The sequence below is a fragment of the Microbacterium paraoxydans genome (assembly GCF_018224615.1).
GTDB lineage: Bacteria > Actinomycetota > Actinomycetes > Actinomycetales > Microbacteriaceae > Microbacterium > Microbacterium paraoxydans_B.
In genome coordinates this window covers 621,516-634,749 of sequence record NZ_JAGTUK010000001.1, presented here as the reverse complement: position 1 = coordinate 634,749, position 13,234 = coordinate 621,516, and the positions used below count along the sequence as shown (strand labels likewise).

Annotated in this window: 14 protein-coding genes; 2 read left to right on the top strand and 12 right to left on the bottom strand. The window is 70.9% G+C overall.

What is annotated here, in order from left to right; genetic code table 11:
• Positions 1-4: 4 nt before the first annotated feature.
• The 3 genes from KE274_RS02940 to KE274_RS02930 all read right to left on the bottom strand — a co-directional run bounded on the left by KE274_RS02940 (position 5) and on the right by KE274_RS02930 (position 2,528).
• A complete protein-coding gene (locus KE274_RS02940) occupies positions 5-751 on the bottom strand; it encodes a hypothetical protein (RefSeq protein WP_211541101.1) in 747 nt (248 codons plus the stop codon).
• A 56-nt stretch (positions 752-807) separates the two neighbouring features.
• Positions 808-2,268, bottom strand: a complete 1,461-nt coding sequence (gene cls / locus KE274_RS02935) for a cardiolipin synthase (RefSeq protein ID WP_211541099.1) — start codon at positions 2,266-2,268, stop codon at positions 808-810.
• 86 nt (positions 2,269-2,354) lie between these two features.
• A complete protein-coding gene (locus tag KE274_RS02930) occupies positions 2,355-2,528 on the bottom strand; it encodes a hypothetical protein (protein WP_168387235.1) in 174 nt (57 codons plus the stop codon).
• 109 nt (positions 2,529-2,637) lie between these two features.
• On the opposite strand from KE274_RS02930, the gene KE274_RS02925 reads away from it, so the two are divergent.
• The gene (locus tag KE274_RS02925) at positions 2,638-3,750 is read left to right on the top strand and encodes a DUF4192 family protein (protein WP_211541097.1); all 1,113 of its coding nucleotides are present in this window, start codon (positions 2,638-2,640) and stop codon (positions 3,748-3,750) included.
• An 11-nt stretch (positions 3,751-3,761) separates the two neighbouring features.
• On the opposite strand, the gene lysS is transcribed toward KE274_RS02925, so the two are convergent.
• Complete coding sequence (gene lysS / locus KE274_RS02920) at positions 3,762-5,294, bottom strand: lysine--tRNA ligase (protein ID WP_211541096.1); 1,533 nt, start codon at positions 5,292-5,294, stop codon at positions 3,762-3,764.
• 80 nt (positions 5,295-5,374) lie between these two features.
• Between lysS and KE274_RS02915 the strand changes: the two genes are divergently transcribed.
• A complete protein-coding gene (locus KE274_RS02915) occupies positions 5,375-7,276 on the top strand; it encodes a DUF2207 domain-containing protein (protein ID WP_211541095.1) in 1,902 nt (633 codons plus the stop codon).
• 6 nt (positions 7,277-7,282) lie between these two features.
• Here KE274_RS02915 and KE274_RS02910 read toward each other — a convergent pair whose 3' ends face one another.
• From KE274_RS02910 to folE, 8 genes are read right to left on the bottom strand one after another with little or no spacing between them, the layout of a single operon-like run.
• Positions 7,283-7,972 (bottom strand): DUF2520 domain-containing protein, encoded by a 690-nt coding sequence (locus tag KE274_RS02910; RefSeq protein WP_211541678.1) that lies wholly within the window; start codon positions 7,970-7,972, stop codon positions 7,283-7,285.
• A 5-nt stretch (positions 7,973-7,977) separates the two neighbouring features.
• Positions 7,978-9,843 (bottom strand): PH domain-containing protein, encoded by a 1,866-nt coding sequence (locus KE274_RS02905; RefSeq protein WP_307872131.1) that lies wholly within the window; start codon positions 9,841-9,843, stop codon positions 7,978-7,980.
• The gene (locus tag KE274_RS02900; RefSeq protein WP_211541094.1) at positions 9,840-10,421 is read right to left on the bottom strand and encodes a PH domain-containing protein; all 582 of its coding nucleotides are present in this window, start codon (positions 10,419-10,421) and stop codon (positions 9,840-9,842) included. The genes KE274_RS02905 and KE274_RS02900 overlap by 4 nt, the downstream gene beginning before the upstream one ends.
• A complete protein-coding gene (locus KE274_RS02895) occupies positions 10,372-10,854 on the bottom strand; it encodes a DUF3180 family protein (RefSeq protein WP_211541093.1) in 483 nt (160 codons plus the stop codon). The genes KE274_RS02900 and KE274_RS02895 overlap by 50 nt, the downstream gene beginning before the upstream one ends.
• Complete coding sequence (gene folK, locus KE274_RS02890) at positions 10,851-11,390, bottom strand: 2-amino-4-hydroxy-6-hydroxymethyldihydropteridine diphosphokinase (RefSeq protein WP_211541092.1); 540 nt, start codon at positions 11,388-11,390, stop codon at positions 10,851-10,853. The genes KE274_RS02895 and folK overlap by 4 nt, the downstream gene beginning before the upstream one ends.
• A complete protein-coding gene (gene folB / locus KE274_RS02885) occupies positions 11,387-11,782 on the bottom strand; it encodes a dihydroneopterin aldolase (protein ID WP_211541091.1) in 396 nt (131 codons plus the stop codon). Before folB ends, folK begins: the two co-directional genes overlap by 4 nt.
• Positions 11,783-11,815: 33 nt before the next feature.
• Positions 11,816-12,625, bottom strand: coding sequence for a dihydropteroate synthase (folP, locus tag KE274_RS02880; protein ID WP_211541089.1), 810 nt, complete (start codon positions 12,623-12,625; stop codon positions 11,816-11,818).
• On the bottom strand, positions 12,625-13,233 hold the full coding sequence (folE, locus tag KE274_RS02875; protein ID WP_211541087.1) for a GTP cyclohydrolase I: 609 nt from the start codon (positions 13,231-13,233) through the stop codon (positions 12,625-12,627). The genes folP and folE overlap by 1 nt, the downstream gene beginning before the upstream one ends.
• Between the last annotated feature and the right edge of the window lies 1 nt (position 13,234).

Genomic DNA, 13,234 nt, shown 5'->3' with positions numbered 1-13,234 from the left:
CGGGTCAGCGCACCTGCACCGTGCCGTCGAGCCCGCCGCCCACGAGCGTGAGGGTGAACGGTGCGTCGTCGTCCACATCGTCCGAGGGGAACTCGATGACGGTGGCGCGAGGGGCCATGTCCATCGTGCAGACCTGCGCGTCGTCGGTGGCGAACGTCACGGTGCCCGTGGAACCGGACGCCTCCGCCGACTCGACCGCGGGCGGACAACTGGAGGAGCCCCACGTGAGCAGCACCAGGGCGCTGTCGTCGTACCAGCCGGCCGAGGGCAGGTACTCGGTGGAGGAGCCCGGGGTGCCAGAGGCCTCGGGGTCGCCCTCGAGGTCGATGTCGTCGGTCAGGTCGCCGTAGGTCACCTGCAGCGTGATGTCCTTCGTGGGATCGACGCCTTCCGGCAGCGTGCCGATGCTGGCGCGCGGAGCGAGATCGGCCGTGCACGCCTTCTCCGTCGCGCCGTCACCCTCGGGCTCCACGAGCGTGACCATCACGGTCTGGCCCTCCGCAGAGACCTGGTCGACCTGGGGAACGCAGGTGGACGAGCCCCAGCTGACGACCGCGAACGCGCGGCCCTCATCGAGCAGCGTGCCCTCCAGCTCGCCCTGATCGTCGGTCTCACCGGCGCTGCCGGGACCGCTCGACGGATCCGACGTCGAATTCGGGGCGGTGTTGCCGGGCCCCACCGTGCAGCCGGCGAGGAGGAGTGCCGCGGCGAGCGCCGAGGAGGCCACGAGGAGGAGTCTGCGGGGAGTCATGGCCCCAGGGTACTCGCGGGGACCTGCGCTTCCCACGGGGTTGCGCGCCGCTCCGGTCACTGCAACGCCGACGTGAGGCGTGCGAGGTTGTCGAGCACGGTCGACCGCAGCGGCTGCTGCATCCACTCCTCGAGCGTCAGCTCCCGGCTGAGCGAGCGGTACTTGTCCTCCACCTCGCGCATCTCGGCGACGAACTCTTCGCCCCGCACGAGCATCGACACCTCGAGGTTGAGGCCGAACGACCGCATGTCCATGTTGCTGGAGCCGATCACCGCGACCTCGTCGTCGATCGTGAGGCTCTTGGTGTGCAGGATGTACGGCTTGCGGTACATCCAGATGCGCACGCCGGCGCGCAGCAGCACCTCGTAGTAGCTGCGCTGCGCGTGGTACACCATCGCCTGATCGCCCTCCTCGGAGACGAACAGCTCGACCTGCACGCCGCGGTCGACGGCCGCCGTGACCGCCAGCAGCAGCGCCTCGTCCGGGACGAAGTAGGGGCTCACGATCATGATCTGCTTCTTCGCCGCGTACAGCAGCGCGAGGAACAGCCGCAGGTTGTTCTCGACCTCGAACCCCGGCCCGGACGGCACGACCTGGCAGTCCAGGTCGCCCGAGCCGATGTTGGCGTGCGCGATGTCGATCTCCTGCAGCACCACGTCGGTCTCGCTGTACCAGTCGCTCAAGAAGATGGCGTTCACGCTCAGCACCACCGGGCCGTCCAGGCGCACCATGAGGTCGACCCAGTGCAGCCCGCGGCGGATGTTCTTGCGCAGGTTGTAGGTGGAGTCGGTGATGTTCTGCGACCCGAGGAAGGCGATGTTGCCGTCGACGACGAGGAGTTTGCGGTGGTTGCGCAGGTCGGGTCGCTGCATCTTCCCCTTGAGCGGCTGGACCGGCAGCATCAGGTGCCAGTCGGCCCCCATCGCGTTGAGCCGCGCGATGGTCTGGCGGTAGCGGGGCTTGCCCCGGTTGGCCCAGTGGTCGAGCAGCACACGCACCGCGACTCCGCGCGCCGCGACTTCTTCCAGTGCGCGGAAGAAGTTGTCGGTCGACTCGTCGGACTGCAGGATGTAGAACTCGACGTGCACGTAGTCCTGAGCCGTGCGGATGGCCTCGGCCATCTCGTCGAGCGACTCCTGATAGTCGGAGATCAGATGTGCGCCGTTGTCGCCCGAGAGCGGGAGGGCGCCCAGGCTCTGGTTCATCTGCACGATGGGCCCGAACCAGGCCGGGGCGTTGGGGCGCAGCGTGCCGAAGTGCAGATGCTCGCTGGTCTCGGCGATGTACTCGTTGATCTGGTCCTGCTTGCGACGCCGCGCGCGGGGCAGCCGGGGATTGCCGATCAGGAGGAAGAGGAACACCCCGACGAAGGGGATGAAGAAGACGGCCAGCAGCCATGCCATCGCCGCCGTGGGGCGTCGGTTGCGGGGGATCACGATGATCGCGGTGACGCGGATGGTGATGTCGAGCAGCAGCAGGAAGACCGCGAACCACCAGCCCCAGGTACCGGCTGTCATCGCACCCCCTCGCCCGCGTCGGGGGTCATCGCCCCGATGCGCGCCGGACCCGGCGCGCTCGCTTCACAGTAGCGGATGGGTCGGACTCAGGTGCGCGGCGGGAGCCCGCGGGCGGCGCGCTCCTCGGCCTCGATCTGCGCGTGCACCTTCCGCTCCGTGCGGTCGAAGCGGAGGATGCCGCGGAGCACGACGACGAACACGATGCTGACTCCGATGGTCGGCAGGAGCGACCATGCCGCGGCGAGCCAGAAGTTGTCCATACCTCCATGGTACGCGAGGGTGTCTGCACAGCGCCCGGTTTCGCCGAACGGTCCCCCGACCCCGCTCCCGTGGCTCCCCCGCCCCCGCGGGCCGCGCCAAGCTCTCGGGATGACCACCGTGCTGCATGCCTCCGACTCCGCCGAGTTCCTCGGCATCGTGCCGACCCTCGCCGGCTTCACACCGCGCAGGAGCATCGTGCTCCTTCCGTTCCACGACTCGCGGGCCGAGGGCGCCATGCGCCTCGATCCTCCCGACACCTCCCTGCCGCCCGCCCGCTACGCCGCCGCGGCGGTGCAGCTCCTGCAGCGCGTGCGCGGCACGACCGCCGCGGCCGTGGTCGTGTACACGGACGACCACGGCGTCGCCACTCCGGACGGCCTCGTGCTCCCCTGCGCCGTCGTCGTGGAGCACCTTCTCGGCGCCCTCCGCTCCGCGGGCCTGCGCATCATGGACGCCCTCTGCGTGACGCCGAGCGGGTGGAGCAGCTACCTCGATCGCGAGCCGACGCTCCATCCGCTCGACGAGATAGGTCCCACGCCCGCGCACCCCTCGATCGGGGACGTATCCGGCGACCAGCTCGCCGGCGCCGGGATCCCTCGAGTGGAGGCGTCCGAGTGCCGGCAGGTCGAGCGCGCGCTCGACCTGCTCAGCGGCGCCTTGGACGGGGAGGGTCGGCTGTCCGGGCGGGAAGACCCCCAGGCGCTCGCCGCACTCGCTCTGCTGGACGACCTCACCGGATTCCTCGACGAGGTGCTCCAGAAGCCGGGCGCGATCCCGCCCTTCGCCTGGGCGGCACTGCTGTGGTGCCTCCAGCGGCCTCCCCTCCGCGACACCGCACTCGCACAGTGGGCGAGCGATCGAGACGGCGGCATCCGCACACTCCAGGCGCAGCTCGCGTTCACCACCTCGGCCAGCCCGATCCCCGACGACATCGGTCGGGTGTTCCTCGGACACGGCCCCACGCCCGACCCGGACCGACTCCGCAGCGCTCTGAGCGTGGTGCGTCACGCCGCAGCCAGAGCGCCCCGGAACGCACGGCCCGCACCGCTCACGGCAGCCGCGTGGTTGTCATGGGCTCTCGGCCGTGCCACGCACGCCGGTCGCTACCTCGACCTCGCGCGGGAGATCGACCCCGGGTACGGCCTCGCCGTGATCCTCGACAGACTCCTCGCCGAGACCGCGCTACCGGAGTGGGCCTTCCGCGGAAGGCAGCGTCGTTGAGCCCGGGCGGGTCACTTCACGAGCGGGAAAAGGATGGTCTCGCGGATGCCCAGACCCGTGATGGCCATCAGGAGACGGTCGATCCCCATCCCCATGCCCCCGGACGGCGGCATGCCGTGCTCGAGCGCCCGCAGGAACTCCTGGTCGATCGGCATCGCCTCGACGTCGCCGCGCGCCGCGAGCTTCGCCTGCTCCTCGAATCGTTCGCGCTGGATGACCGGGTCCACCAGCTCGGAGTATCCCGTCGCCAGCTCGAACCCGCGGATGTAGAGGTCCCACTTCTCCACCACGCCGGCGATCGAGCGGTGCTCACGGACGAGCGGAGAGGTGTCGACGGGGAAGTCCATCACGAAGGTCGGGCGCACCAGGTCGCCCTTCACGAAGTGCTCCCAGAGCTCCTCGACCAGTTTCCCGTGCGTGGCCTGCGGCGGCACATCCACGCCGTTGGCCTCCGCGAACGCGATCAGGTCCTCCACCGCGTCCTGGGGAGTGACCGTCCGCCCCGAAGCCGCCGACAGCGACTCGTACATGGAGATGCGGTCCCACTCGCCACCCAGGTCGTACTCGGTGCCGTCCGCCCAGGTCACGGTCGTCGAGCCTGCGACGGCGATCGCCGCCTGCTGCACGAGCTCCTGCGTGAGCGCCGCCATCTGGTTGTAGTCGCCGTAGGCCTGGTACGCCTCGAGCATCGCGAACTCGGGGCTGTGCGTGGAGTCGGCGCCCTCGTTGCGGAAGTTGCGGTTGATCTCGAACACGCGCTCGATCCCGCCGACCACGGCCCGCTTCAGATACAGCTCGGGAGCGATGCGCAGGTACAGCTCGGTGTCGAACGCGTTCGAGTGCGTGATGAAGGGACGCGCCGAGGCCCCACCGTGCTGCACCTGCAGCATCGGCGTCTCGACCTCGAGGTAGTCGTGGCTTGCGAACGTCGCCCGCAGGCTCGCGTTCACGGCAGCGCGCGCACGGACGGTCGTGCGTGCCTGCTCGCGCACGATCAGATCGAGGTATCGGCTGCGCACGCGGCCCTCCTCGCTCAGCTCGGCGTAGGCGTTCGGCAACGGCAGGATGGCCTTCGACGCGATCGCCCAGTCGTCCGCCATGATCGACAGCTCGCCGCGGCGGCTCGAGATGACCTCGCCGTGCACGAACACGTGATCGCCGAGGTCGACGTATTCCTTCCAGTCGGCGAGCGACTCCTCACCCACGTTCGCCAGCGAGATCATCGCCTGGATGCGGCTGCCGTCGCCGGCCTGGAGCGTCGCGAAGCACAGCTTGCCGGTGTTGCGGCTGAACACGACGCGACCGGCCACGCCCACCACGACGCCGGTCTCCGCGCCGGCCTCCAGCTCGCCGTACTGCGCTCGCAGGGCGGGGATCGAGTGGGTCACCGGTACACCCACCGGGAAGGCGCCTCCTCCGGCATCCGCACGCCGGGCGATCAGCCGTTCGCGCTTCGCGAGTCGCACGGCCTTCTGCTCGTGGACGTCGTCCTCGGGGGAAGAGTCGGTCGTGGCCGATTCGGGCGCGGCGGACGCGTCAGTCATGTGCGGGGCTCCTTGGAAGTCTCCCCCAGTTTACCGAGGCGCGCGGAGGACCAGCGGCCGCTGCTGGGTAGCCTCGATGCATGGCCCTCTCCAGGATCGTCCGCGCCTGCCCCGCCCTCGTCCTCGCCACGGCGGCCTCCGTCCTCCCCGGGGTGTCGGCATCCGCCGCGCCCTCGCCGATCGCACCTGCGGCACACGCCGCGCGGCTGGCTCCCGCTGCCACCGCCTCGGTCGCCGCGGGGCACGCGGCCACCGCCGACGTTGACGACTTCTCGTACGCGTCGTGGGATGCCACGTACGACCTGAGCCTGGTCGATGGTCGCGCGCGCCTGCACGTGACCGAGACCCTCGTAGCGCGGTTTCCGGAGTTCGACCAGAACCGCGGAATCGTCCGCGGCCTCGCAACCTCGTATGAGAACGCCCGCATCGACACCCGCGTGCTGTCGGTGACGGACGGCGAAGGGCACGACGTGCCGTACGAGACGGATGAAGAGGACGGCCTGCTCCTGGTGCTCACCGGCGACGACGACTTCGTGCGCGGGCTCACGACCTACGTGATCGAGTACGAGATGGACGACGTGATCCTGGCGACCGCGCCGAAGAACACCTCGACACCCGCGGTCGACGAGTTCTACTGGAACCTCCTCCCGCTCGACAGCACCCAGCCGATCGAGCGGTTCGACGCCGAGATCCGTGTCGACGATGCGCTCGCCGATCGGCTCACCGGCTCCACGCGCTGCTACCAGGGACCGGCCGGATCCACGACCGCGTGCACGCTCGACGGCCCGCAACCCGCGGACGGCGGCGCCTCATTCCAGGTCTCGGCTGCGGGCCTGCCCGCCGGGGACGGCGTGACCGTCGCGATCGGCTTCGAGTCCGGGACGGTGCTGCAGCCGTCGGCCCGCACCCCCGATCCCGTCGCCGATGTCGGCCCACTCGTGGCGGCAATCGGTGCGGTCGCCGTCTCGGTCGCGTCGTGGCTCGCGGTCGGGACGTTCGTCCGTCGGCGCCGCCGAGCCACCGGGGTCGTGATCGCCCAGTACGACGTGCCCGACTCCCTGCCGCCGCTCGTCGCCGCCGCGATCATCCCGAAGGCGAAGGACGTGATCCCGGCGGAGATCGTTCATCTCGCGGTGCGCGGACTGCTGCGCATCGAGGAGGGAGACAACCCGGAGCAGCCGCGGCTCCGACGGCTTCCCGGCGTGCCCGCACCGGACGAGCTCGATGCCGCGGCGCTCGACGCGCTGTTCGAGGGCGCTGACGCGGACGGCATCGTCGATCTGCCGTCTGCGAGCGAGACCTTCGCCGCGCGTATGTCCGCCCTGACCGCCGCGGGCACCACGGCCGCTGCCGAACGCGGCTTCACGGACAAGGCCCGAAGCCGCGCGGCCATCATCCTGCAGTGGTGTGCGATCGTGATCGCGCTGGCAGGGCTCGGCGTCGGCATCTGGGCGGCGGCGTCCGGACGTCTCGCCGCGATCCCCGCACTCGTCGCCGCCGCTTTCGGCGTGGTGCTGGTCGGCATCGCCGCCTTCTACTCCTTCTCGAAGCACACGGTGCTGACCCCTGAGGGCGCCCGCACGCTCGAGTATCTCGAGGGTGTGCGCGAGTTCATCCGCGTGGCCGAGGAAGACCGCCTGCGGATGCTGCAGTCCTACCGGGGTGCGGAGCGCCGCGAGATCGACGGCGCCGAAGTGATTCACCTGTACGAACGGCTGCTGCCGTACGCGATGCTCTTCGGGATGGAGGACGAGTGGGGCGACGTGCTCGAACGCGCCTACACGCGTGAGCAGCACGGCGCGAGCTGGATCGGCGACCCCACCTCCCTCGCGCTGCGCGCGCCGCTGGCGGCGTTCATGTCGTCGTCACAGTCGGCGGCGACCTACACGGCGCCCACCACCGGATCCTCGTCGAGCGGCGGATCGTTCGGCGGAGGCTTCTCCGGCGGGGGAGGCGGAGGCGGCTTCTCGGGCGGCCGCTGACCGAGGTCAAATCAGGGGCGGTGGGTCGGACGCTTCCCGGAGCGCTCGCTCGACGGTCGACTGCACGAGAGCGGACAGATAGCCTCCGGGGTTCTCCACCCCGATCTCTCGCAGTCGTGACGTGGACTGCCCGATGATCGACCGCGAGAACTCAGTCACGGTCTCGATCGCGTCCGCGTAGGCGGCACGATCGGCTTCGGCGATCACCACGGGCTCGCAGCCCATCTCGACGGCCAGCGCCTGGGCGATGGGGAGGACGGCGGCGGGAGCGGTGACCGCCGCATACCCCGCCTGCATCTGCCGCAGATCCATCGAGGTGCCGGTGAACGTGATTGCGGGATGCACCGCCAGCGGGATCGCGCCCCGCTCCGCGGCGGGCCGGAGCACCTCGATGCCGTGCGCCGCATCCGTGTGCAGCACTAGCTGTCCGACCTGCCAGCCGCCGACCTCGGCGATCCCCGCCACCAGAGCCGCCAGCTGATCCGAGGGCACCGCGAGGATCACGAGCTCCGCGCGGCGGACCACCTCCTGCGTCTCGAGCAGGGGCACATCCGGAAGCACGGCCGACACACGCTCATCATCGGACCCGCTCGTGATCCCGACCACGGCGTGCCCCGCCCCTGCGAGCGCAGCGCCGAGCACCGGACCGACGCGACCCGCACCGATGATGCCGACACCCAACCGGCCGTCGCGCATGGCGCTCACTCGTCGGTCGGCGCCGGCCTCGAAGACCGACGGGTCGGCGGTGCTGCCGGAGGCACCGGCGGAGGCGCAACCACAGGCGCACCCACCGGAGGCACGGGAGGCGGAGCAACCACGGGCGCGCCCACCGGAGGCGCCGGCGGCGCGAACGGCGCGGGCTGCGCGCCCGGAGGTGGAGGCGGACCGGTGAACGCCGGCGCCTCGGGCACGGGCGCGTGCTCACTCCACCGATGGGTGCGGTCGCGGGAGGCGGCCTCCGCGGCAGCGCGGCTCAGGTCGTTCAACAGGGCGAGGGCGTCCGCCCGTTCGAGTCCGGAGAGGATGCCGGTGATCGGCCCCGGCACGGTATGCACCTGTGCGCCCGACACTCGCTGTGCTCGGTCGATCGGGCCCTGGTTCAGCGACACCCCCTGCAACCTCGCCAGGGGGAACACCGCGAGCTTGCGCCAGACGATCCCTCGGCGCAGCAGCAGTCCGTCCGAGGTCACCGCGTACCCGTGCCGCCTCCACGAGAAGGGGCGCCGCCACCACGCTCGCCGGGGCATCGTGCGGTACGGGTCGTCCCCGGCCGGACCGACCACGCCCTGCTCCCACAGCGCGGGAATGCTCGCGGCAGGCAGGTCGGGGAGCACCAGCGCGAGCACCCGCTCCACATCGGCGCGCTTGCCCACCGGGAGCACCACGTTGAACTGCTGCCCGCTGCCGGAGGACTGCTGCGCGGCGCTCTTGCCGCTCATCCGGTTGATCTTGATGGTCCACCAGCCGAACGGACGCCACAGCAGCGACTGCGACACCTCGACCGCGAAGATGCGACCGGGAGGAAGGGTCTCGGTCACCGTCGTCAACAGGCCGTAGGTGATGCGGACGCCATCCGGCGTCGGAGCGATCGAGTAGCGCAGCGACTTGGAGATCTGCGCCCAGGTGATACCGACGACGGCCACCACCATCGGCACACCCATACCCAGACCGATACCCAGGATCACGATGCCGCCGTCGGGGTCGCCGTCGGCGAGGATGCCGATGATGGTGCTGCCGAGCGCGATCGCGAAGATCGCCCCGAAGAACACGAGCCACAGCAGACCCGAGATCACTTGCGAGCCGATCAGGCGCCCGGCCGGGATCTTCACGACGCTCTCCGGAACCACGTCCTCCAGGTCGACTCCCGTGAGGAGTCCGGTGACGCCCTGGTTCATCGAGCCGACCAGCTGCGCCCGCGCCGACACCTGCTCGCCCGGAGCCGCTCCGGGGTTCAGTGCCGCGTGCCGCGCCGCTCGCGCGCCGGAGGCGAGGCGGAGGATCTCGGCCCGCACACCCTCCGCACGCGGTGTGGCCAGGTACTCGAGCTCGACGTTGGCGTCGTTTCCCGCCCCGACCACCTCGAGCTTCGCGAGGCCGATGATGCGCGCGGGGAAGGGACGCGTCAGGTTCACCCCCTGCACGCGGTCCAGCGGCGCGCGGCGATGCGACCGGAAGATGATGCCCTTGCGCACCTCGACGTGATCCCCCGTGATGCGGAACTGCTGGAAGCGCCACACGAACCAGAAGATCGCCACGAGCACGACCACGAGTCCCAGCACGCCGAGCAGCACCACGAGGGCCAGGTTGTTCGAGAGCACCCAGTCCACCGGGTCTCCGCCGGTGTAGTCGCCGTAGTGCGCCTCCTCTGGCGCGAACATGCCGACCAGCCAGGCGATCACGCGATCGCGCATGTTGGCGATCACGATGCCCGCGACGATGATCAGCGCCAGGCCGCCCTTGAACAGCGGCGTCAGCGGATGCATCCGGTGCCACTCGCCGTCGGCCAGGTTCGTCGACGGCGGCGGGGCCTGCCCGACCACGGGTCCGGGGTGCTGCGGCTCGCTCACAGGCCGGTCCGACGGGTCTCGGCCACCTGGATGAGTGTGTCGCGGAGCGCCTCGGCCGCCGCCTGCGTCAGCCCGGGGATCTGCACGCCCGTCGTCGCCGCGGCCGTCACCATCTTCAGCTGGGACACGCCGAACGCGCGGTCGAGCGGCCCCTGCGTGATGTCCACCAGCTGCATGCGACCGTACGGCACGGCGATCATGCGCTGCCACAGGATGCCCTTGCGGAACACGATGTCGTCCGCGCGCAGCATGTAGCCGATCGCCCTGGCCTGGCGCGGGAGCACGATGAGGGTGAGCACGGTGATCAGCAGGATCACGCCCGCGGGGATCCACACCCAGTCCTGCTGCAGCACCACGTTGAGCACCACCGCCGCAACCACGACGATCACGATGAAGATCGCGTTCTGCACGAACTGCGACACGACGTACCGCGGCGAGATCTGGTGCCACGTGCCGTCGAGCTCGAGCCGCGCCTCGTTGCGTGCCGTGCGAAGTTGCGTGTACGTGCCGCGATCGAGCGCGTCGAGGTCAGTGCCCTCCGCCGGGTTCAGGGGCGCGGTCTCTGGGTTCTGAGTCATCAGGATCCTTCGGGAGGGTGCAGAACTGTTCGGCGATGAGGGCGGCCACGACCAGCACGACTGCACTCGCGATCAACGCGGCCATCGCCACTGTCGACCCTACCGGCGGATCGATCGGCCTCGTGAGAAGGAAGATCAGCAGCCCGGCGCCGAAACCCGCCATGATCGCACCCAGCAAGCTCGACGCCCGCGCCAGGGTTGCCGCGCGCAACGCGCGGAACGGATCGATGCGCGTGCCGGAGCGGACGCTGCGGCGGACCGGCCAGGCCACCCCGAGAGCGGCGACCGCGATGAGCACGAGCAGCACCGGGAGCAGAAGCGACGGCGTGAAGGTGGCCCGCCCTCCCGCCGTGAGCAGCTGGTCGAGCGAGAATCCCGCCGCCGCGCCGAGAAGCGCCAGCACGGCGAGCAGTCCAGCGGACGTGCGCTTCATCCCTCGCCTCGCGCGCGAAGCTCCGCCGCGAGCTCGTCGACCCGCCCGTGTCCGAGCAGCTCCGCGTCGGGGTCGACGTCGAGCCAGGGCTCCAGCACGAACAGGCGCTCCGCCGCACGAGGGTGCGGCAGCTCCAGCCGCGGATCGTCCGACTCGACCTCTCCGTACGCGATGAGATCGAGGTCGAGCGTGCGGTCCCCCCACCGTTCCTCCCGCACGCGACCGTTCTCGTCCTCGATCGCGTGCAGCATGCCGAGCAGGATCTCCGGGGCGAGGCGCGTGGTCACGAGAGCGACCGCGTTGACGTAGCCCGGGGCGTCGGGGTCGGGCCCGTCGAGCCGCACGGCCACGGTCTCGAACAGCCGCGACACCCGCACATCACTCACAAGGGGAAGCCGGCGGATGCGCTCGACCGCCGCGCGGATCGTGGCCTGCCGGTCGCCGAGGTTGGCCCCCAGCGCGACGACCGCAACGGCCTCCGGCCGCCCGGGCCGCGGAGCGGGAAGCTCCGGCGGCTGCGTGAGATTGCGGCTCATACGGTGATGTCCTCCAGGCTCTCCGGCGCACGCGTGCGGTACACCGTGACAGCCACATCGGCGAACTCGAGCGGAATGGGCGCGTGCGGCTTGTGCACCGTGACCGTGACGCCCTGCACGCGGCGGTCGTCGAGGGCGACGGCGGCGATCCGCTCCGCGAGCGTCTCGATCAGGTTCACCGGCTCCCCGGCGACCACCGCGGCCACCCGCTCGGCCAGCTCGCCGTAGTGGACCGTGTCGGCCACGTCGTCCGACCCCGCGGCCTGCTCGAGCGAAAGACGGAGGCGCAGGTCGATCGTGAACTCCTGGCCCTCCTCGCGCTCGTGCGCGTAGACGCCATGGCGGCCGAACACCCTCAGCCCTGTCAGCACGATCTCGTCGAGGAAGTCCATGCCTCTAGCGTACGGGGCGGCTCCGACGCCGCCTCAGCCGTGCCACGCCTTCGCGATCGCGAGGGCATCCCGTGTGGCGGCGACGTCGTGCACGCGCACCGCCCAGACCCCGGCCTGCGCTGCGAGGGCGCTCGTCACGGCGGTCGCCAGGTCGCGCCGCTCCTGGGTCACGTCGCCGTCTTCCGGACGAGCGTCGTGCAGGACCTCCGCGAGGAACCGCTTGCGCGAGGTTCCGAGGAGCACGCGCGGCCCGAGCGCGACGATCTCGTCGAGCCCGCGGAGCACGTCCCAGTTCTGCGCGCCGGCCTTCGCGAATCCGATCCCGGGGTCGAGGATCACGCGCGAGGGGGCGATCCCGGCCGCGGCCGCCTCTCCCATCCGCTCCTGCAGCTCCCCGGCCACCTCGCGCGCCACCCGGCGGTACTCCGCCCTGGCATACATGTCGTCCGAGAAGCCACGCCAATGGCCGATCGCGTAGTCCGCGCCCGACTCCGCCACCGCCGCGCGCATCTCCGGGTCGGCGAGGCCACCCGACACGTCGTTGACGATACGGGCCCCCGCGCGCACGGCCGCCGACGCAGTGGCGGCGTTCAGCGTGTCCACGCTCACCGGGACCCCGGCCGCCGCGAGCTGTTCGATCACCGGCAGCACGCGGCGCTGCTCCTCCGCCGCGCCGACACGCTCCGCGCCCGGCCTGGTCGACTCACCGCCGACATCGAGGACCGACGCGCCCTCCGCGCGCAAGCGCAGGCCGTGCGCCACCGCGCGATCCGCGTCGAAGTAGCGGCCGCCGTCGCTGAACGAGTCGGGTGTGACGTTGACGATGCCCCAGATGCCGGTCATCAGCGCCCGCCGCCGACCGCGGGAACCGACATGCCGATCAGGGTCACGAGCTCCGCCCTGGCCACGGGGTCGGTGTAGACGCCGCGCGCCGCGATCGTGAGCGTCGACGCCTCGGTCTGGCGGCCGCCCCGCATCGTGACGCAGCCGTGGCTCGCGTCCAGCACCACCAGCACTCCGCGGGTGTCGAGGTGCTCGGCGATCGTGTCGGCGATCTGCTCGCCGAGTCGCTCCTGCACCTGCGGTCGCGCCGCGAGGATCTCGACCACGCGCACGAGCGCCCCGAGCCCCACGACCTGCTCGCCCGGAAGGTACGCGATGTGCGCGTGCCCGGCGAACGGCAGTAGGTGGTGCTCGCACACCGAACGGAACCGGATGTCGCGCAGCAGCACCGCGCCCGACGGCAGCGTGTCCGGAGCGGGGCCGCGCGTCACGCTGATGGTGTGCGCGAGCGGTGCTGCCGGGTCCTCCCCCACGCCGGAGAAGAACTCCGCGTAGAGCTCCGCCATGCGTGCCGGCGTCTGCTTGATCCCCGGGCGGTCCGGGTCTTCACCGATCGCCTCGAGGAGCTCGCGGGTGAGCTTCTCGACGCGTTCCCTGTCGACCGTCACG

Excerpts from the sequence above, each read along its gene's own strand:
- KE274_RS02940 (WP_211541101.1), bottom strand. The coding sequence starts at position 751 with ATGACTCCCCGCAGACTCCTCCTCGTGGCCTCCTCGGCGCTCGCCGCG.
- cls (WP_211541099.1), bottom strand. The coding sequence starts at position 2,268 with ATGACAGCCGGTACCTGGGGCTGGTGGTTCGCGGTCTTCCTGCTGCTG.
- KE274_RS02930 (WP_168387235.1), bottom strand. The coding sequence starts at position 2,528 with ATGGACAACTTCTGGCTCGCCGCGGCATGGTCGCTCCTGCCGACCATC.
- KE274_RS02925 (WP_211541097.1), top strand. The coding sequence starts at position 2,638 with ATGACCACCGTGCTGCATGCCTCCGACTCCGCCGAGTTCCTCGGCATC.
- lysS (WP_211541096.1), bottom strand. The coding sequence starts at position 5,294 with ATGACTGACGCGTCCGCCGCGCCCGAATCGGCCACGACCGACTCTTCC.
- KE274_RS02915 (WP_211541095.1), top strand. The coding sequence starts at position 5,375 with ATGGCCCTCTCCAGGATCGTCCGCGCCTGCCCCGCCCTCGTCCTCGCC.
- KE274_RS02910 (WP_211541678.1), bottom strand. The coding sequence starts at position 7,972 with ATGCGCGACGGCCGGTTGGGTGTCGGCATCATCGGTGCGGGTCGCGTC.
- KE274_RS02900 (WP_211541094.1), bottom strand. The coding sequence starts at position 10,421 with ATGACTCAGAACCCAGAGACCGCGCCCCTGAACCCGGCGGAGGGCACT.
- KE274_RS02895 (WP_211541093.1), bottom strand. The coding sequence starts at position 10,854 with ATGAAGCGCACGTCCGCTGGACTGCTCGCCGTGCTGGCGCTTCTCGGC.
- folK (WP_211541092.1), bottom strand. The coding sequence starts at position 11,390 with ATGAGCCGCAATCTCACGCAGCCGCCGGAGCTTCCCGCTCCGCGGCCC.
- folB (WP_211541091.1), bottom strand. The coding sequence starts at position 11,782 with ATGGACTTCCTCGACGAGATCGTGCTGACAGGGCTGAGGGTGTTCGGC.
- folP (WP_211541089.1), bottom strand. The coding sequence starts at position 12,625 with ATGACCGGCATCTGGGGCATCGTCAACGTCACACCCGACTCGTTCAGC.